The organism is Pseudomonas quercus, from assembly GCF_012033695.1.
GTDB lineage: Bacteria > Pseudomonadota > Gammaproteobacteria > Pseudomonadales > Pseudomonadaceae > Aquipseudomonas > Aquipseudomonas quercus.
In genome coordinates this window covers 522599-540624 of the sequence record NZ_JAAVJI010000001.1, presented here as the reverse complement: position 1 = coordinate 540624, position 18026 = coordinate 522599, and the positions used below count along the sequence as shown (strand labels likewise).

The following is an 18026-nucleotide window of genomic DNA, read 5'->3' as shown; positions in this document are numbered from 1 at the left end:
CTATGGTTGATCAGCAGAACACCAAGACTGATCACGTAAGGATTATTCCTGACAATTGAGTCAATACATCCGGGAGCACACCATGCCTGCCAGCCACGTAATCACTACCCTTACCTCCAAAGGCCATGTCACCCTACCCAAAGCCGTCCGCCAACTGTTGGGCTTGAATACCGGCACTAAAGTCGCGTTCGACGTCCGTGGAAACGAGTCATGATGAGCCGAGTGGAAGCCGACCACGAAGACCCGGCCATCGGCGCATTCCTGGATCTGTTAGAGGCTGACATTCGCAATGGGTGTAACATCACCACGCTACCGGCCGACCTGGCGCAAGCCATGCTTGCCAATGCTCAACACCCTGTAAATCTGGATGAAGAAATTGACGAACCACCTGATCATGGTGGCAGTGCCAAGCGACCCGGCCCGTGATGAATTTTACCAGGGCAATACGTTGGGTACCGCTTACCGCCATTGGCGACAGGCAAAAATTGGACAGCGTTTGAAGCTGTTTTCCGCTACGACTTAAAGTCCAAGGTGATCGTCTACGCCTGGGTCAACGATGAAAAACACTCTAGGCTCTGCGGGTAGCAGATCCGATCCCTAGGCTGTATTCGAGAAAATGTTAGGCCGTGGCAACCCACCTGCGCAATGTTGTGGGCGACCCTGCCGTGGATAGTGAACAGGGTTTCTTTGGTAATCCACCAGGCCAGCCACGTCGGCCTGTGTCGCCTACAACGCGAGCGCCCTGCTTGCCCCCCCTGCGCTGAACCATCTCTCCCCTTGGCCAGTCCGACTACCAGGACGTTAAACCGAGTGCATTTGGGAGCTTTGGCCGATGGCAACACAGGATTCCCGGCCGTTGGATAGGCAAGTAACCGCGGCGGACGTGCTTCCCGAGCAAGCCACGCCCGTACACGTACTGCACATCCTGACCGTTAATACACACAAGGGCTTCAGCCCCTTGAACCGCCGCTTTGTATTGCCTGAGCTGCGCGACGCCGTTCGGGCCACGTCTGCAGACGTGGTGTTCTTGCAGGAGGTGCTGGGGGTTCATCGGCGCCACGGGGAACGTTACGACAACTGGAGTGATGTGCCCCAGTATGAATTTCTGGCCGACAGCATGTGGCCTGTATTCGCCTATGGGCGTAATGCGGTATACCCCGACGGCGATCACGGCAATGCCCTGCTGTCGAAGTTTCCCATTCTGCATCACCAGAACCATGACGTGACGGTGGCCGGGCAGGAAGAGCGCGGGCTGCTGCATTCGGTATTGGCTGTGCCCGGCCAGCCACCGGTACACACCATTTGCGTGCACCTGGGGCTGCGTGAGCAGCAGCGTCACCAGCAACTACTGTTGTTGTGCCGGCTGCTCGAAGCACTACCGGCCGGGGAACCTGTGATCGTGGCAGGCGATTTCAACGACTGGCGCCAGCAGGCTGACAAGCTGCTGGCCAACTGCGGGCTGAAGGAAGCCTTCGCCCAGGCCTATGGCGCGCCGGCCCGCAGCTTTCCGGCCCGTTGGCCGCTGTTGCGCCTGGACCGCATTTACCTGCGCAATGCCACTGCCCGTGCGCCACAGGCGCTGTCGCGTAAACCGTGGTCGCACCTGTCTGACCATGTCCCCCTTGCTGTGGAGGTTCACCTATGACCGAGCAATGGCGCAGTGACAACCAGATCCAGCTATTGATCAATGGTGAGGAGTTCTATCCCAGTGTGTACCAGGCCATTGCACAAGCCCGCGAAGAAGTGCTGATCGAAACCTTTATCCTGCGCGATGACAAAGTGGGCCTGGAACTGCAGAAGGTGCTAGTCGAGGCCGCTGCCCGAGGTGTTCGGGTGGAGGTACTGGTAGATGGCTATGGCAGTGCGGACCTGTCACCTACCACACTCAGCGCCCTGTCCGAAGCAGGCGTGCGAGTGCTGGCCTTCGACCCAAGCAAGCCCACGCTGGGCATGCGCACTAATCTGTTCCGCCGCCTGCACCGCAAGATCGTGGTCGTGGACGGGGAAATTGGCTTCGTTGGCGGGATCAACTTCTGCGCCGACCACTTGGGTGATTACGGCCCCATGGCCAAGCAAGATTATGCCGTTCAGGTGCGCGGGCCGATCGTGGCGGACCTGCACAGGGTGTCGCTGGAGTTGATGGACCAGACCAGCAAGGTGTCACGCTCGCCTAAGCCCTGGCTGACCGAGCGCGTGCCTCTGGAACCCGACAGCGCCAAGGCCAAAATGCTGGTAAGCATCCGTGACAACAATAGCCATACCAATGACATCGAAGACCACTACCTGAAGGCAATCGAAAACGCTCAAGAGCGCATCATGATTGCCAACGCCTACTTTTTCCCGGGCTATCGGGTGTTGCGCGCGCTGCGCAATGCGGCCCGCCGAGGTGTCAAGGTCACACTGATGCTGCAGGGCATGCCAGACATGCCCCTGGTGCGCCTGTGTTCCCGGCTGCTCTATAACTACTTGCTACGCGACGGTGTGAACATTTGCGAATACACCACCCGGCCTTTGCACGGCAAGGTAGCGGTGATCGACCGCCGGTGGTCCACCGTAGGCTCCAGTAACCTGGACCCTCTAAGCCTGTCCTTGAACCTGGAAGGCAACCTGGTCATTGATGATGCTCCCTTCAATGAGCGCCTTCATGATCACCTGGCCTACCTCACAGAGCACGAGTCCAAGCGCATTACGCTTCAGCGTGTGTTGCGTGGGTACTGGTGGCGTGCGCCTTTGATCTTCCTCAGCTTTCACTTCTTGCGCCACTTTCCGGCCTGGATAGGCCTGCTGCCGGCCCACTCGCCGCGGCTCAAACCGTGGACGCGAGTGAACGAAAACACGCCGAATACGGCCAGCCTCAATGCGGAAAAAAGCGTATGACCCGTACTGTCGACCCCGCTGCAGACCCACAGGGTTCAGGCCCGCGCACCAAACCTCGTTCCCGTAAATGGGTATGGGCCAAGCGCCTGATGACCTGGAGCTGTTTCATCGCAGTGCCAGTGCTGCTGTTCATGTTGGTGCGTAACCTGGACTGGCAAGAGGTGACCCATGCGCTGAAGTCCTACAAGCTCACCACGTTGCTGTTAGGTGCAGGCATCGCATTGCTCAGTTACCTGGTGTTCAGCAGCTATGATCTGCTATCGCGCCATTACACAGGCCACAAGTTGCCGGCCACCCGTGTATTGCCACTGGCGTTCGTGTGCTACGCCTTCAATCTCAACCTCAGCTCCTGGGTAGGCGGTATAGCCTTGCGCTATCGGCTTTATGGCAAATCTGGCCTGAGCGTCGCGACCATTACCAAAATATTGAGCCTCGGGTTGGTCACCAACTGGCTCGGTTACCTGCTGCTGGGCGGGGTCGTTTTTGCCATGGGGCTACCCGCATTGCCTGACAGCGTAAAGATCGGCACCACCGGGTTGCGGCTGATCGGCGTCGCCATGGTGGTCGCCGGCATCGCCTACCTAGTGGCCTGTCGCTTTGCCACCCGCCGCACCTGGACGGTACGCAAGCAGGAAATTACCCTTCCCAGGTTCAGGTTTGCAGCGTTACAGGCGCTGACAGGCGCCTGTAACTGGGCATTGATGGGTGCGTTGATCTATACCCTGTTGCCAGACAAAGTGGACTACCCGACCGTACTGGCCATCTTGCTCATCAGCAGCATCGCCGGTGTGATCACCCATATCCCAGCGGGGCTGGGCGTGTTGGAAACCATCTTTATCTCATTACTCCAAGGGCAATACTCAAAGGGCGCACTGCTGGCTGCCTTGATCGCCTACCGTGCCTTGTATTTCCTCATGCCGCTGGCCATTGCCTGCGTGCTGTACCTGATATTGGAGCGTCAGACAAAACGCAACAGTGCTTCGCCCGCGACCGAAGAACACACAGGCACCTCTACGCATCCTTCGCCAGCGGATTGAGTAACTGCCCTACGCGCCTGGCCAGGTCTTCCAGCTGAAACGGCTTGGTAACGATCTCCATGTTAGTGCGCAGAAAAGCTGGGGCCAGGGCAGACTGTTCGGCATAGCCTGTAATGAATAATACCGGCAGCTTGGGCTTGATCGCCCTCGCTGCCTCAGCCACCTGCCGCCCGTTCAGCCCCCCAGGCAGGCCAATGTCTGTAATGAGCAGGTCCACACGTGGCAGGCGCCCTAGTGCAGCAAGCCCAGCAACGCCATCTTCTGCACCTACCACCTCGTACCCCAGCCCTTGCAAGGTTTCCATGAGCAAGTCTCGGATCGTTGCCTCATCATCAACCAACAGGATGCAGGCACCTTGTATGGCACGTACGGCGGCTTCCTTAGGTTGCTCAGGCACAGGCAACGACACGGACTCCGCATAGCGCGGCAGATAAATACTCACACAGGTGCCCTCATCAGGCACTGAGTGAATGCGTACCGCACCCCCGGATTGGCGAGCGAACCCATAGACCATGGACAACCCTAGGCCCGTACCCTGGCCCAAAGGCTTGGTGGTGAAAAAAGGATCGAACACCCGGGCCAGTACGTCCGTGGACATGCCATGCCCGGTATCAGTCACACTGATGACGACGTACTCACCCGGTGCCAACTCGTCTTCTGCCAAGGTGCTTGCGGCCTGTACATGCCCTTGGCAACCCAACGTCAGCGTACCCACACCTGCCATGGCATCTCGCCCATTGATGCATAGGTTCAGTAGGGCGCTTTCCAACTGGTTGGGGTCGGCCAGAACACACCAGGCTTGGTCGCTGGCTACGCGTTCCCAATGAATGTCGGGGCCCAGGGTTTGCCGTATGAGGGTCTCCAGGCCCTCTACCAATGTGCTGACAACAATAGGGCGCGCATCAAGGGTTTGCCGGCGCGCAAACGCCAGCAACCGATGGGTCAATGTGGCCGCCCGGTCTGCAGCACCTTTGGCTGCAGTGATATAACGGCCTAGCTGCTCAACACGCCCTTGTTCAAGGCGGCGCGTCATCAGCTCCAGGCTTCCGGAAATGGCGGTGAGCAAATTATTGAAGTCGTGAGCCAGCCCGCCTGTCAATTGGCCCACCGCTTCCATCTTCTGGCTATGACGCAGCAGCTCTTCGGTCTGCTCCAGCGCAGCAGCGCGCTCACGCTCCACGGTAACGTCGCGGCCAACGGCATTGAAAAAACCACCCCCAGGCACTGCCGCCCAGTTGATCCAGCGGTAGCCGCCGCGCTTATGGCGTAGCCGACAGTCCATGTCACGCAAGGGGCGGCCGGCTGCCAGGTCCAGGGCGGCCTGTTCGCAGACCGGTACATCATCGGGGTGCAACAACTCCAGCACACTCGTGCCCAACAATTCAGCTTCGGGCCGACCTAGTACGGTTTCCCAGGCAGGGTTGGCTGCCGTGATCGTCAGGTCTCCAAGGGTAACCAGCATGATATCGGTGGACAGCTGCCAAAGCCGGTTGCGGTCGGCCGTACGCTCGGCTACCTCTCGCTCGAAGCGTTGCGCCAGCCCCCGTAATTCCCGTTCGGCCAGCACTGTAGCGGTGGTATCCATCACAGTACCCAGCACGCCCACTACCGCACCCCCTTCGTTACGCAGCGGGCTAAAGCAGAAGGTGTACCAGGTAGGTTCACGGCGACCGTGGCGCTCGCCCGGCAAGCAATGATTCTCGCCATAACAGGCTTCACCGGCCATGGCGCGCTTCACCATGGGCGTCAGCCGGGGCCCTGCCAGTGGCCATAGCTGCGCGAAGCCCTCTCCAATCACCGGGGCACCTTGGCCGAGCAAGGGGGCGAACGCGTCGTTATAGAACGTGTGCTGCGCTTCGCCCCAGATCAGGCACTGGGGCAGGCAAGATTCAAGCAGGCTCACCAGCGAGCCGCGCAGTGTGGGTGACCACTGGTCCCAGGTTCCCAAAGCGCTCAAGTGCCAGGGGTAACCCTGGATACGGTTGCTCATGACCCCTGAGGAATACGGAAATGGCAATGACGTTGAATAGGCCATGGGCTGCTCTGTACACGAAGACGAATACCATTCTTGACCATCGCCCCGATAACCGCAACGGATCGGATCCACTCATAGGTTTCGCTGCCAATCCACAGCCTTTTCCCACAGGGCCTATCTGTAATGCACACCTCCCTATTACTGGGGCGGTTCATAGAATGGCCTCACCCCCAGTACTCCCAGGAGTGGTTATGTCACGGATTGACGCTCGATACCCCACCTTTGCCAAAGTGTCCCTGACCTTATGCGCAGCCGTTCTTCCCATGGTCGTTGGCTTGGGCCTGACGCTGGACCTGGCCAAACGCTCGCTGCAAAGTGAAAACAGCCGGGTAGGCCAAGCAGCCGTAGCAAAACTTGATCACATACTGAATCAAGCCAGTAGCACAGCACAGGAGGTGATGGCGCATGCCGGCCAACCCTGTGAGGTTGCCCATAATCTGCTGCATCAGCGAAAGGCAGCAAACCCGTGGCTGGCTGCCATATCGCTAAATGACGCAGGTACCCCCTACTGCACGACACTGGACTGCACCGGCACCCCGCTTCGCGAGTGGCAGACCCCGACACTCGCCTCACCAAGTCACAGCGGCCTGCGCTTGGAAGTCACCAATGGGCAGGGATACTTGGTACTCTCCGCTGAAAAAGATACTCAAGGTGTGTCTGTCATGCTGGACAACCGCCTCATTCTGCAGCAATTGGAATTAATCAGCGGAACAGTAGAGGTGGCGCTCAAAGTGAATGACGTGTTCCTCTGGGATGATGGCTCAACGCTGCACGGCGAACTCAAAGAGGATCGTGGCTACCATGCGTTAACGTCGTCCCCAGGATATGGGTATACCATCTATAGCAGTGTCTCCGGGGAAGACGTATTGCGCCTGGTCACCAACCGAGTCATTACGGTGCTAGGGCCCATTTCGATGCTCTCCATCATCAGTGCAGGCCTGTGTTACTGGGCCCTGACCCGGCCGCGGCGCTTTAAAGCCCAGTGAAGCGGAAGCCGAGCCGTGCGGCTGCTCAAGCCGTACGGCCTGTACCCTTGGCGTGCCCCTTCACAGGTTATGAAAAAAGTAAGACATGACCCGTCCATGCACGGCTCCGGCCACGTGGCGGATGTAACAAAAGGACGAACAGAAGCAGTTGTGTGTTTCGCGTACCCGACTATGCTGCTGGCTTTTGGCGAACCGCCCCCGAGCTTAGGGTTGCGTTCATGACAGGAGCCTGACCATGTCATCACCCTTGATGTCGCACAGGGTACATCAGTGGTTAGTGGTGACTTTGGTTGCCTTACTACCCATTTTGCTGGGCGTGCCCATGCTGGGTTGGCAGGTGGAAAGCGATCGCCAGGCCCAGTCCCAGCGGGAAGCCAAACTGGCAATAGAGCGCTTCGATACCCTCTTCGATAATGCAGCGGGCGCTGCCCAGGCATTGGCACCTGTTGTGGGGCAGCCTTGCAGCCAAGCCTCTCTAAGCTTGCGCGAACAGGTCACCGGCAATCCCTATGTACGATCCACCAGCCTGGTAAACCAGGGCCGCGTATATTGCAGCTCGCTGTATGGCGCCTTCAACGAGCGCTTTTCCCTGGACGGTTACAGTGAGGGCCGGCTACGCCTGTTCGAGGCTGATACGGTAACACCGGGGCGCGCATTGCTGGTCTATCGGCAGGCCACCTCAACGGGGGCCGCGCTGGCCACAGTCGACGGCCAACACCTGGCCAACGTACTGTCCGTACCGGAGGGGGATGGGCACATGCTGCTAGGCGTAGGCCCCGCCTGGATGACGGCGCAAGGCGTTGTATCACGCAGGGCAATCACTTTCCTGTCTGGGGAAGCCAAAGCTGCATCTGCTCGTTACCCCTACCGCGTGATAGTGGGTTATGAAACATCGGCTACGTGGTCCCGGTTGTTGCAGGAATACCCAACCCTGGGCTTGTTGGGCCTGCTAGGGCTAGGCGCAGGCCTTGCTTGCCGCTGGCAGCAACGGCGCGCGCGCTCACCCAAGCAGGACATGCTAAGGGCGCTTGCTGCAGGCGAGTTCGTGCCCTTCTTTCAACCGGTCGTGAGTAGCAAGACCGGCCAATGGACAGGGGTTGAAGTGCTCATGCGCTGGCATCACCCGCGTGAAGGCCTGGTTCGGCCAGACCTGTTTATTCCCTATGCCGAAACCTGCGGGCTGATTGTACCTATGACACGAAGCCTGATTCGTCAGACCGCCGCCGTGCTGGCCCCCGTGGCAGGGTCTGTCGGCGATGGGTTTCACGTAGGTATCAACCTGGCGGCGGCGCACTGCGATGACCCTACTCTGGTCGACGACTGTCGAGCCTTTCTCGCCGCATTCCCGCCAGGCCGTGTGCAACTGGTGCTGGAGCTCACAGAGCGCGAACTACTCAGCCCGGAGCCCTCTGTGCTGGCACTGTTTTCAACGCTTCGTGCCATGGGCATCAAGATCGCGCTGGACGACTTTGGCACGGGGAACTCCAGCCTGTCCTACCTTCATCAATTCCAGGTCGACTATTTGAAGATCGATCAGAGCTTCGTGGCCATGATCGGCAACCAGGCCCTTGGCCGGCACATTCTGGACAGCATCATTGCCCTGTGTGGCAAGCTAGGCCTGGATGTGGTGGCAGAAGGGGTCGAAACCCAGGAGCAGCTCGACTACCTGGCCAACCAAGGTGTGGCCTACCTGCAGGGCTATCTGTTCGCCCGGCCAATGCCGGCCCCTGTGTTTGTCGAACAGCTTGCTACGACCGCCCAGCAAGCAGCCGCTACGGCACTGGCGCCTACCCCCTTGCTGAGGTAACGTGCGGGCCGCCCCTCCCCAGCCTGTTCTCTAGAGGTCTTCGTGTCCCGAGGCATTGCCGTATCTGTTCTGGCGTCTTCGCTGTTTGCGTTGATGTATTACTACACCTCCCTGCTGAACCCGCTCACAGGTGAAGAAATTTTCGGGTGGCGCATGCTGCTCACCCTACCCTGTGTGACCGCGTTTCTGTGGGTGACCGGGGATTGGCGCCTGGCAAGGAAGGTTGTGCAGCGCATTGCCCAGAAACCCATCCGCCTGCTGGGTTCCATGGCCACGGCTGGTTTGATGGGCGTGCAGCTGTGGCTTTTTCTCTGGGCACCGCTGCACGGGCGTAGCTTGAACGTCTCCATGGGCTATTTTTTGTTACCGCTGGCCATGGTGCTTACCGGCAAGCTGCTGTGGGGCGAGTCCTTGTCTCGCGCGCAAACGCTTGCTGTCGGGCTAGCGGCCGTCGGTGTGGGCCATGAGCTGTTGCAGCACGGTAGCTTTGCCTGGGAAACCTTGCTGGTCACCCTGGGTTATCCCCTGTATTTCATCCTGCGCCGATGGTTGCGTACCGACCATTTAGGCGGCTTGTGGACTGACATGCTGCTGATGATTCCCGCGGCACTGTATTTCGTGGTAACAGGCCCTCTGACCACCGCTGACGTGGCCCGCCACCCTGCCCTATGGGGCCTGATTCCAGGGCTGGGGATCATCAGCGCCCTGGCCTTGGTCAGCTATGTACTGGCAAGCCGCACACTGCCCTTTAGCCTGTTCGGGCTGCTGAGCTATGTGGAGCCCGTACTGCTGGTCGCGGTGTCGTTATTGTTAGGCGAAACCATTGCTCCTGAGCAATGGCTAACGTATGCAGCCATTTGGATGGCGGTAGGCGTGCTGGTACTGGAGGGTGGGCGCCACCTTATCAGGCGAGGCTTGGGTTAGGCTGTGCACGAGTCGCACACAGCCTAAGGACTTATCGCTACCAAAGGGATATTTCACTCCACGCTGCTTTCAAAGCACAATGCGCGGCCTTATGGACAGGTCGCTTCAGTTTGAAGAGAATGTACCTTCATGCCACCGACCCCGAGCGCGCCGTTGTCCCGCGCCATGCCCAATACCCCTGACTGGCTTATCTGCGAGCACTGCGACACGCTCTATCGCCCTGTGGCCCTGCGCCGGGGCGAAACCAGCCTGTGCCTGCGGTGTGGCGCCGTACTGGCACGTGCACGGCGGCTGTCGGTCCAGCAGCAACTGGCCTTGGCACTCACAGCCGCCATCCTCTTTATCTTCGCCAACGCCTTTCCAGTGATTTCCATCAGCCTTGAAGGGCTAAGCAACGCCGCCACGTTGTTCGAATCGGTACAGGCCCTCAACCACGGGCGTATCACCCCTATGGCAGGGGTGACCTGCCTCACCATCATCCTGGCCCCGCTGCTGCAAGTGACCTTGCTGTGCTGGATACTGTTATTCGCATGCCGAGATCAGGTAGCCCCTGGTTTCGCCTTGTGCATGCGTACCCTTGAGCACTTGCGCCCTTGGAGCATGTTGGAGGTATGCCTGCTGGGTATCCTGGTGGCCATCATCAAGTTGGGCGGGATGCTAGACGTGCATGCGGGTGTAGGGCTCTGGGCCCTGGCGATGCTGACAGTGCTGCTGATCACCCTCAGCGGCAAAGAGGTTCGTTATCTGTGGTCGCATTTCGAGGGCCGGTTGTGATGAGTGACCTGCCGTACGCCAAAGACGCCGGCCTGGTGCTCTGCCACACCTGCAGCAAGGCCTGTGCAGCCCCCCTTACGCGATGCCCGCGCTGCGGGGCTTCACTGCACCCTCGCAAACCCAATAGCCTCGGGCGCACCTGGGCTTTCCTGATCGCGGCGTTCATTTTGTACATCCCGGCCAATCTGCTTCCGGTGATGAATACCAACATGTTCGGCAATGCCAGTGAAAACACTATCATGAGCGGGGTCATCGAGTTCTGGGAGGGTGGTTCCTGGGATATCGCGCTGTTGATCTTCTTCGCCAGCGTAGTGGTGCCTTGCCTCAAGTTCTTTGCATTGGGGCTGCTACTGGTGACCGTACAACGCCGTAGCCAATGGGCCATGAAGGAACGCTCGAAGTTGTTTCGCTTCATCGAATTGATCGGCTACTGGTCGATGCTCGACGTGCTGGTGGTGGCGCTGGTTACCGCGTTAGTACAATTCAATTCACTAAGCTCGATTGAAGCCCGCTTGGGCATTCTGTTTTTCGGCCTGGTGGTGGTGCTTACCATGCTGGCTGCCATGAGTTTCGATCCCCGGTTGATCTGGGACGCAGAGGTAAAAGATGACTGAGCAAGCACACCCGGCCGAGCCTGAAGGCGTGTCTCCCCCCGCCGTGCGCAAGCGCCGCTTCAATGTTTCGCTGGTGTGGCTGGTGCCCATTGCCGCTGCCGTGGTGGGGTTGACCATGCTGATCCATGACAGCCTTTCCGCTGGCCCGCAGATCACCGTTCAGTTCCAGACGGCAGAAGGCCTTGAGGCGAACAAGACCCAAGTGAAGTACAAGAACGTCGTCATTGGCCGGGTCACTGATATCGAACTGGCGTCAGACCGTACCCATGTGGTGGCCAGCGTGGCACTCAATGCGTCGGCCTCCAGCTTTACCGCGGCTGATTCCAGCTTCTGGGTCGTACGGCCGCGTATCGGGTCCAAGGGTATTTCTGGTGTAGACACCTTGCTTTCAGGCGCGTTTATTGGGGCAGACGCTGGCTCTTCGAAAGAAACACGCAAAAGTTTCGTAGGGCTCGAAACCCCTCCCGCCATCACCTACGGGCAGCAGGGCCGCAGGTTCACACTTCATACCGAAGACATGGGGTCGTTGGATATCGGCTCTCCTGTGTACTACCGTCGCATCCAGGTCGGCCAAGTGATCTCCTACGCATTGGCGGACGACGGTAAAGGTGTAGACGTGCAAGTCTTCATCAACGCCCCCAATGACCGCTACGTGACGTCAGACTCTCGTTTCTGGAATGCCAGCGGCGTCGACGTTACCTTGGGCGCCAATGGGCTGAAGGTGAACACGCAGTCAGTGTCCGCCATTCTTGCCGGGGGCATCGCTTTCGTTGAGCCACGCTGGAGCCCGGATGCCACACCTGCCCTTGAGCACGCCCAGTTCCAGTTGTATGGGGACCAGGATTCCGCCCTTGCCCCACCCGATGGTGAGCCCCGCTACATCCGCATGCGGTTTGACCAGGCCATGCGAGGCCTGGCTGTGAGCGCACCAGTGGAATTCCATGGGGTAAACATTGGCCGGGTGGTTTCTGTGGACCTGGACTATGACACAGACAAGAAAACCTTCCCGACCATGGTAGGCGCCGTTATCTATCCAAGCCGCCTCGGCAAGGCTCATGACAAGATACTGGCCCAGTTGGGAGGCGAAGACGATGCGCGTTCTGCACAGGTGATGGCCGCCTTCGTTCAGCAAGGCCTACGCGCTCAAGCACGTACCGCCAACCTGATTACAGGCCAGCTGTATATCTCACTGGACTTCATGCCCAAGGCGGCGGCAGTGAAGTTCGATATGGCGGCCCGCCCCCTGCTTATTCCTACGGTTCCAGGCAGCCTGGACAAGCTGCAAGAGCAGGTGCAGGCCATTGTCGACAAGTTCAGCAAGCTTCCCATGGACCAGATCGCCAACAACCTCAATGGCAGTTTGAACGAAATGAGCAAGACGCTGCATCAGGTAAACACCACCATGCTGCCTCAACTGGATGAAACGCTGAACCAGACCCGCAAAACCCTGGCGGCGGCTGAACAGACCCTGGGCGAGGATTCACCCCAGCGCCAGCAACTGGGCGATACCTTGGGTGAACTGGAACGCACGGCCAAATCGGTCCGGGCGCTCACAGACTACCTGGGTCGCCATCCCGAGTCGCTGATCCGTGGGCGTACCCGCGAAGGCCAGCCTGATGCCCTACGCAATACCTCTCCAACTTCCAGGGAATCCGAAGCCCGATGAATGCCAAGCCCTTACGCGCCCTGGCGCTGGTTATGCCCCTGGCCCTCGCCGCCTGCGCCTCCGAACCTACCGGGTACCACACCTTGCTCGCGCCCCAGGCGGTGCCCGATCGCTTGCCCGTAGCCGCGCCCGCCTATCAGTTTGAAATGCAGCAGGTACGCATGCCGGTTCAAGTGGACCAGCCGCAACTGGTGGTGCGTCAGGGCCAGGGTAGCCTGGCGATCCTCGAGAATGAGCGGTGGAGCGGGCCTTTGGCTGACGAGTTTCACGATGCACTTACCCAACGCCTTGAACAGCGCCTGGGCACACGAGACATTGCTGGCCTGCCACGCACCCCGGGCGTACCGGTGCTATCCCTGCGCGCCGATGTAAGACGGTTCGATACCGTAGTAGGTCAATACGCCCTGGTGGATGTGGTATGGAGCCTTAGCCTGACGGACACTACCACTAAACAACGCAATCACCTGACCTGCTCGACCTTGCTGCAACAGCCGACTACGGGGGGTTTGAATGAGCTGGTGCTCGCCCATCAGCAATTGATTGATCGATTGGCTTCTACTATTGCAGGTACCGTTAGCCATTGGGTAACTACACCTTCGAGCGGTTGCCCCAGTGCTGCTCCTGGTGCCGCCTGAACCCAGACCACACTTAGCGCTAGCGCAGACACAACGCTTTACACCACTGCGCTCTCCAGAAACAACGAGCCCGGCCAAGGGCCGGGCGGGTTCGTGCAGCCTAGAGGCTGTTAGCTGACAAAATTGAGTTGGCGTTCAGCGCCATCCTGAGCAACGGTATTGAGCTGACGTTCAGCGCCATCCTGAGCAACAGTATTGAGCTGGCGTTCAGCGCCGTCTTGAGCCACGGTATTAAGCTGGCGCTCGGCGCCATCCTGGGCAATCATTTGGGTGTAAGAGGTGTCAGCAGTGCTGGTGATATGATCAAGCGGGTGGTTGGCCTGAGAGCGTGCAAAGGCACTGGTGCTGGCCATCAGGGTAAGAGCAATACTCAGAACAAGGCGGGTTTTCATGATGCGTTTCCTTTAAGAAGCGTGCAATTGAGTTCGTAAGCGCAATGCTACGCTGCCCACCGAAATACAGAACTTCATTGACGCGATGGTAGGAATCACCAAAATCGATACAACCTGAGGGATCTTTTGAAGGCCTTACTGTATATTTTTGCCGAGCTGCGATTCTTAGCATGAGTAATTAATAAAGCTCACAGTCGCGCAATAAACTACTGCAAAATCCAAAAAACCATCGAAATTCGCAACTTTTCTTACCTGTACTCAGCTAGGCTTTTGGCTACTCCCACCTGGACAGTAGCGCGATGCTTTCTCAACCATTGTCTTCTACGGCCCCAGCCCGTGCTGCAGCGATTTCAGCCCGAATCGATCGTCTACCGTCCACAGCTACCCTATGGCGGCTGATCGCCTTGCTATCGATCGGGGGATTCTTCGAGCTGTATGATTTGTTTCAGACTGCGTATATCAGCCCTGGGCTGTTTGATGCGGGAATTTTCAAGAAAGGGGCAGACGGCGCTTTTGGGGTGTCGGATCAGGCGGCCTTCGCCTCTTCGACCTTTCTAGGCTTGTTTCTGGGGGCCAGCGTGCTGAGCCCTATTGCCGACCGATTTGGCCGGCGTGCCATCTTCACCTTCGCACTGGTGTGGTACACCCTGGCCACTCTGCTCATGGGCCTGCAAAGCAGTGCCATGAGCATCATTGTGTGCCGCTTCCTGGTTGGCATCGGGTTGGGCATTGAACTGGTGACGATCGACACCTACCTCAGCGAACTGATGCCCAAACGCATACGTAGCGCTGCATTTGCCTTCGCTTTTTTCGTGCAGTTTCTCTCGGTACCTGCGGTAGCGTTGATGTCGTGGTGGCTGGTGCCCCAGTCGCCACTTGGCATTGCCGGCTGGCGCTGGGTAGTGCTGGCCAGCGCGGTTTTCGCACTGTTTATTTGGTGGCTACGTAAACGCCTTCCTGAGTCACCACGCTGGCTTGCACAGCACGGTCGCCTGGACGAAGCGGAACAAGCGTTGTCCGCCATTGAGGCCAAGTGCGAGCGCGACCTGGGCAAACCCCTGCCCGCGCCTGAAAACCAAGCGATCAAGGTAGAACCCAAAGGCCGTTTCAGGGACATCTGGCAGCCGCCGTACAGGCGCCGCGCAGTCATGCTGGTGGTGTTCAATATTTTCCAGGCCATTGGCTTCTTCGGCTTTGGCAACTGGTTACCTGCCCTGTTGAACGGCCAAGGCATGGCCACGGCGCACAGCCTTGGCTACGCCTTTATCATCACCCTGGCGTACCCACTGGGGCCTTTGCTGTGTATGGGGCTTGCAAACCGGCTGGAAAACAAATGGGGAATCGTAGGCTCTGCGTTGTGCACTGTTATTGCAGGGTCACTGTTTGCCTTCCAGTCCTCCCCCTTTGGTTTGGTGGCGTGCGGCATCTTGGTGACCTTCGCAAACGCCTGGCTAACGTTCAGTTACCACGCCTACCAGAGCGAGATGTTTCCTACGCACATTCGCGCACGTGCCGTAGGCTTCTGCTATTCCTTCAGTCGATTGTCGACGGTGTTCAGCAGCTTGTTGATCGGGTTCTTCCTGGAGCACTGGGGCACGCCGGGCGTGCTTGCTTTCATCGTGACCAGCATGCTGATTGTGATGATTACCATCGGCACGTTCGGCCCTCGTACCCGCAACCTTGCGCTAGAAGACATCGCACATTGAAGCCGTGGCAGGCGGGATACGCCCCCTGCCACGCTGGAACCGGTCAAGAGCTGCCAGGTGGAATACCGTCTTTATTGAAGTCTTTCAGGCGCTCTTGTTCTTCGGGCGTCGAATGAGCTGGCGTATCCTCCTGCGTCTGCTCGGGTTTCACAGGTTTGGGGGTTTGTTCGGTCATGATTGCCTCCTTGGGGTATAGGGCGTTGATCCCACCATGCGCACAGGAGTTCCCTATGGTTAATAACCCAGCAGAATAAGCAAATTCGATATCGTTATAGTCCGCTATAAGCTTTCTGGTTATGCTGCCCTCCGATTGAGTTATAGGCACTGGGTGGCTTCGGATGGATGCAGGCTTCATAGGGTTTACAATCGCCGGTTTGGCGGTGGGTTTTATTGTAGGCATGACAGGTGTCGGGGGCGGCTCCTTGATGACCCCCATCTTGTTATGGTTTGGCATCAACCCTGCTACGGCGGTTGGCACAGATTTGCTCTACGCTGCAATAACCAAATGCAGCGGCGTGTGGGTTCATGGCCGCAACCGCAACATAGACTGGCCTATCACTGGCTGGCTTACGCTCGGGAGTGTGCCTGCCGCCGCCCTTACGCTAGTTATACTCAATAGCCTTCACAGTGATACCCAGGCGCTCAACGGCATCATCAAAACGGCCCTGGCGTATGTGCTATTTCTAACTGCGCTGGCGATCCTTTTCCGCTCACGGCTGCTGGCTTTCGCCAACCGACACGCAGGCGATCGCTACAGCCTAGGGCCACGTACGCTTAACGCCTGTACTGTAACCACCGGTGTAGTGTTGGGTGCAATGGTATCCCTTACCTCCATTGGCGCTGGGGCATTGGGTACGGTGGCCTTGTTCATGCTTTATCCCGTTTTACCGACACGCCGGCTAGTAGGCACAGAAATCGCTCATGCTGTACCACTTACCTTGGTTGCTGGGTTGGGGCATGCGGGTATGGGCAATATGGATTGGTCATTGCTGGGGCACTTGCTGATAGGCTCATTGCCAGGCATTTACCTAGGAAGCCACCTTTCTGGTCGCATACCAGACGCTATTCTGCGGCCGTGCCTGGCAGTAATGCTGGGCCTGATAGGTTTCAAGCTGCTTAACTAAAGCGAGCGCAGTATCCACCCCAACGTCCGCCAAGGATACTGCTCCCCCAGTACGCTAGCGGCACAACCCGGGTCATGCATAAACGAACGATCGGCCTGGATGGCAAGCTGTATGCTATGGCAGTGAGGGCATCGGATCATGTCCGCATCCAGCGCCCATTGCCGCCCCCAATCGGCCAGTTCTTCACCCATACGCTGATGAACGGCGCGGCCGTCGTCATTACTGAACTTCACTCACGCCCTCCTTGACTGTCAGGTACTGTCCGCTATCCACGCGCAGCCTATATTAACGCGATGAAATCGCCTAGCGAGGCGGTCTAATCGTCATCAGGCTAAGCGCTAGCGTGCTTTATCGTTATGGGAGAAGAGGAACCGAATTCAGGCAAGGCGCATGTTCGGTTTTCGGTGCGAAAAGGGCACTGCCGTAAATGCTCGGGGCGCGCAGCTCGAGCACTTCAGACGATACGGCTTCCTTGGGAGCGGCCTCGCGATACAACGAGGTGAAGCACAGCGGGCCGCTTTACACTGTAGGCTTTACAGGCAATCTTTAGCCATATCGGTCCAGCCGTTCGTGCCTGCCCATTCTGGCGGCAGGAACACTTGAACACGCGCGCCTTTATCGGTGCGGTCGATCTGAGCCGTGGCAGGCGACGCTGTGTAGGCCGCTTCTACAGTAAGCTTGAGCCCCGTCGACGTTTCTTCCTGTCGCAGGCCTGGGCGGAAAGTACCCCACTTTGGCGCCAGGCATTGGGCATAGCTTTCTGCCGACTTGGCGGTAGTCGCATCAAGTGGCGCCCTGGGATCAACGGCTTTCCCGGCACACCCAGCTACTACCACCATTGCTGTCATTATCATCAGCCGACGCATCTCGTTCCCTCACTCTCAATGGTTTTTATGCACCTTGGTCAGCAACTACGCCTGACCACTCTGCCGTATTCTGATCTGCTTTTTTCTTATATATCTGCTGCTGTTATACAAGCTGACAGCGGCGCATTATGCCCCTACACGCATTCACAAGGGCAATGAAATGGACGGTATCATCATAGTCGCCATTACAACCGTTACCTTAGGCTCGTTCGTATGGGTGATGTACCTGATCCATAAGGAGAGCCGTTGATTCACCTACGCGGCCATCTCTCCAGGTGCTGCTCGCCAGCAAACCATTCCTGATTCGCTTTCAATTCCTGGCGCAGCTCACCTACCAGATCGGAAATGGCCCGAATAGTCGTTAACGGCGCCAGGTCTACCCCTACTACCAACAGGTCGATATTGCCATTGGCAGGGTCGGTCACCTCAATGGTGACCGTACTGCCCTCATGCGGCATGCAAACGCAATGCAACGGCAGGAAGCTGGACTGTATGATCTTGAGTACTTCGTGCTTCGGAATCACCTGCATTACTCCCCTGGCGTGTCGCACGAACCTACCGCTATACCGTTTCTAACCCACAT

At 58.2% G+C, this 18026-nt stretch carries 18 protein-coding genes and 2 pseudogenes; 14 read left to right on the top strand and 6 right to left on the bottom strand.

The features are described 5' to 3' along the window. The first annotated feature begins 82 nt into the window (after positions 1-82). The 5 genes and pseudogenes from HBH25_RS02405 to HBH25_RS02385 all read left to right on the top strand — a co-directional run bounded on the left by HBH25_RS02405 (position 83) and on the right by HBH25_RS02385 (position 3914). Positions 83-426 (top strand): annotated as a pseudogene (locus tag HBH25_RS02405) (type II toxin-antitoxin system PrlF family antitoxin). Next, positions 395-598: pseudogene (locus tag HBH25_RS02400) on the top strand (type II toxin-antitoxin system YhaV family toxin); the annotation flags it as partial. The pseudogenes HBH25_RS02405 and HBH25_RS02400, both read left to right, overlap by 32 nt. A gap of 234 nt (positions 599-832) precedes the next feature. After that, positions 833-1645 carry an endonuclease/exonuclease/phosphatase family protein gene (locus HBH25_RS02395; RefSeq protein WP_168081117.1) on the top strand — a complete coding sequence of 271 codons (813 nt, stop codon included), beginning with the start codon at positions 833-835 and terminating at the stop codon, positions 1643-1645. Continuing rightward, on the top strand, positions 1642-2877 hold the full coding sequence (gene clsB, locus HBH25_RS02390; protein WP_168081115.1) for a cardiolipin synthase ClsB: 1236 nt from the start codon (positions 1642-1644) through the stop codon (positions 2875-2877). Before HBH25_RS02395 ends, clsB begins: the two co-directional genes overlap by 4 nt. Beyond that, positions 2874-3914, top strand: coding sequence for a lysylphosphatidylglycerol synthase domain-containing protein (locus tag HBH25_RS02385; RefSeq protein ID WP_168081113.1), 1041 nt, complete (start codon positions 2874-2876; stop codon positions 3912-3914). The genes clsB and HBH25_RS02385 overlap by 4 nt, the downstream gene beginning before the upstream one ends. On the opposite strand, the gene HBH25_RS02380 is transcribed toward HBH25_RS02385, so the two are convergent. After that, positions 3889-5949: a hybrid sensor histidine kinase/response regulator gene (locus HBH25_RS02380; protein WP_246231493.1), complete on the bottom strand. Its 2061-nt coding sequence runs from the start codon at positions 5947-5949 to the stop codon at positions 3889-3891. The two genes, HBH25_RS02385 and HBH25_RS02380, sit on opposite strands and share 26 nt — an antisense overlap. Before the next feature lie 191 nt (positions 5950-6140). On the opposite strand from HBH25_RS02380, the gene HBH25_RS02375 reads away from it, so the two are divergent. The 7 genes from HBH25_RS02375 (at position 6141) to HBH25_RS02345 (ending at position 13355) form a co-directional block, all read left to right on the top strand. Continuing rightward, complete coding sequence (locus tag HBH25_RS02375) at positions 6141-6935, top strand: CSS-motif domain-containing protein (RefSeq protein ID WP_168081111.1); 795 nt, start codon at positions 6141-6143, stop codon at positions 6933-6935. A 235-nt stretch (positions 6936-7170) separates the two neighbouring features. Then, the gene (locus tag HBH25_RS02370) at positions 7171-8742 is read left to right on the top strand and encodes an EAL domain-containing protein (RefSeq protein WP_168081109.1); all 1572 of its coding nucleotides are present in this window, start codon (positions 7171-7173) and stop codon (positions 8740-8742) included. Positions 8743-8784: 42 nt separating this feature from the next. Next, the gene (gene rarD / locus HBH25_RS02365; RefSeq protein ID WP_168081107.1) at positions 8785-9666 is read left to right on the top strand and encodes an EamA family transporter RarD; all 882 of its coding nucleotides are present in this window, start codon (positions 8785-8787) and stop codon (positions 9664-9666) included. Positions 9667-9831: 165 nt separating this feature from the next. After that, positions 9832-10440 (top strand): paraquat-inducible protein A, encoded by a 609-nt coding sequence (locus HBH25_RS02360; protein ID WP_168081449.1) that lies wholly within the window; start codon positions 9832-9834, stop codon positions 10438-10440. Further along, complete coding sequence (locus HBH25_RS02355) at positions 10440-11054, top strand: paraquat-inducible protein A (protein ID WP_168081105.1); 615 nt, start codon at positions 10440-10442, stop codon at positions 11052-11054. The genes HBH25_RS02360 and HBH25_RS02355 overlap by 1 nt, the downstream gene beginning before the upstream one ends. Then, entirely contained in the window at positions 11047-12720 is a 1674-nt protein-coding gene (locus HBH25_RS02350) for a PqiB family protein (RefSeq protein ID WP_168081103.1), read from the top strand. The genes HBH25_RS02355 and HBH25_RS02350 overlap by 8 nt, the downstream gene beginning before the upstream one ends. Beyond that, entirely contained in the window at positions 12717-13355 is a 639-nt protein-coding gene (locus HBH25_RS02345) for a PqiC family protein (RefSeq protein ID WP_168081101.1), read from the top strand. The genes HBH25_RS02350 and HBH25_RS02345 overlap by 4 nt, the downstream gene beginning before the upstream one ends. A gap of 110 nt (positions 13356-13465) precedes the next feature. Here the strand turns inward: HBH25_RS02345 and HBH25_RS02340 are convergent, their stop codons facing one another. Further along, entirely contained in the window at positions 13466-13747 is a 282-nt protein-coding gene (locus HBH25_RS02340; protein WP_168081099.1) for a hypothetical protein, read from the bottom strand. Positions 13748-14046: 299 nt separating this feature from the next. Here HBH25_RS02340 and HBH25_RS02335 point away from each other — a divergent pair, with 299 nt between their 5' ends. Further along, on the top strand, positions 14047-15453 hold the full coding sequence (locus tag HBH25_RS02335) for an MFS transporter (RefSeq protein ID WP_168081097.1): 1407 nt from the start codon (positions 14047-14049) through the stop codon (positions 15451-15453). Positions 15454-15496: 43 nt separating this feature from the next. On the opposite strand, the gene HBH25_RS23480 is transcribed toward HBH25_RS02335, so the two are convergent. Continuing rightward, entirely contained in the window at positions 15497-15628 is a 132-nt protein-coding gene (locus HBH25_RS23480; RefSeq protein WP_267874352.1) for a hypothetical protein, read from the bottom strand. Positions 15629-15791: 163 nt separating this feature from the next. On the opposite strand from HBH25_RS23480, the gene HBH25_RS02330 reads away from it, so the two are divergent. Further along, positions 15792-16577 carry a sulfite exporter TauE/SafE family protein gene (locus HBH25_RS02330; protein WP_168081095.1) on the top strand — a complete coding sequence of 262 codons (786 nt, stop codon included), beginning with the start codon at positions 15792-15794 and terminating at the stop codon, positions 16575-16577. Here the strand turns inward: HBH25_RS02330 and HBH25_RS02325 are convergent. The 3 genes from HBH25_RS02325 to HBH25_RS02315 form a co-directional block, all read right to left on the bottom strand. After that, positions 16574-16810, bottom strand: a complete 237-nt coding sequence (locus tag HBH25_RS02325; RefSeq protein WP_168081093.1) for a PAAR domain-containing protein — start codon at positions 16808-16810, stop codon at positions 16574-16576. The two genes, HBH25_RS02330 and HBH25_RS02325, sit on opposite strands and share 4 nt — an antisense overlap. A 300-nt stretch (positions 16811-17110) precedes the next feature. After that, on the bottom strand, positions 17111-17431 hold the full coding sequence (locus HBH25_RS02320) for a hypothetical protein (protein ID WP_168081091.1): 321 nt from the start codon (positions 17429-17431) through the stop codon (positions 17111-17113). Positions 17432-17694: 263 nt separating this feature from the next. Then, positions 17695-17967: a DUF1652 domain-containing protein gene (locus tag HBH25_RS02315; protein ID WP_324616842.1), complete on the bottom strand. Its 273-nt coding sequence runs from the start codon at positions 17965-17967 to the stop codon at positions 17695-17697. Positions 17968-18026 lie beyond the last annotated feature (59 nt).

Bases quoted from the DNA above. Each gene is read 5' to 3' on its own strand.
- HBH25_RS02395 (WP_168081117.1), top strand. From the start codon at position 833: ATGGCAACACAGGATTCCCGGCCGTTGGATAGGCAAGTAACCGCGGCG.
- clsB (WP_168081115.1), top strand. From the start codon at position 1,642: ATGACCGAGCAATGGCGCAGTGACAACCAGATCCAGCTATTGATCAAT.
- HBH25_RS02385 (WP_168081113.1), top strand. From the start codon at position 2,874: ATGACCCGTACTGTCGACCCCGCTGCAGACCCACAGGGTTCAGGCCCG.
- HBH25_RS02380 (WP_246231493.1), bottom strand. From the start codon at position 5,949: ATGGCCTATTCAACGTCATTGCCATTTCCGTATTCCTCAGGGGTCATG.
- HBH25_RS02375 (WP_168081111.1), top strand. From the start codon at position 6,141: ATGTCACGGATTGACGCTCGATACCCCACCTTTGCCAAAGTGTCCCTG.
- HBH25_RS02370 (WP_168081109.1), top strand. From the start codon at position 7,171: ATGTCATCACCCTTGATGTCGCACAGGGTACATCAGTGGTTAGTGGTG.
- HBH25_RS02360 (WP_168081449.1), top strand. From the start codon at position 9,832: ATGCCCAATACCCCTGACTGGCTTATCTGCGAGCACTGCGACACGCTC.
- HBH25_RS02355 (WP_168081105.1), top strand. From the start codon at position 10,440: ATGAGTGACCTGCCGTACGCCAAAGACGCCGGCCTGGTGCTCTGCCAC.
- HBH25_RS02350 (WP_168081103.1), top strand. From the start codon at position 11,047: ATGACTGAGCAAGCACACCCGGCCGAGCCTGAAGGCGTGTCTCCCCCC.
- HBH25_RS02345 (WP_168081101.1), top strand. From the start codon at position 12,717: ATGAATGCCAAGCCCTTACGCGCCCTGGCGCTGGTTATGCCCCTGGCC.
- HBH25_RS02340 (WP_168081099.1), bottom strand. From the start codon at position 13,747: ATGAAAACCCGCCTTGTTCTGAGTATTGCTCTTACCCTGATGGCCAGC.
- HBH25_RS02335 (WP_168081097.1), top strand. From the start codon at position 14,047: ATGCTTTCTCAACCATTGTCTTCTACGGCCCCAGCCCGTGCTGCAGCG.
- HBH25_RS23480 (WP_267874352.1), bottom strand. From the start codon at position 15,628: ATGACCGAACAAACCCCCAAACCTGTGAAACCCGAGCAGACGCAGGAG.
- HBH25_RS02330 (WP_168081095.1), top strand. From the start codon at position 15,792: ATGGATGCAGGCTTCATAGGGTTTACAATCGCCGGTTTGGCGGTGGGT.
- HBH25_RS02320 (WP_168081091.1), bottom strand. From the start codon at position 17,431: ATGATAATGACAGCAATGGTGGTAGTAGCTGGGTGTGCCGGGAAAGCC.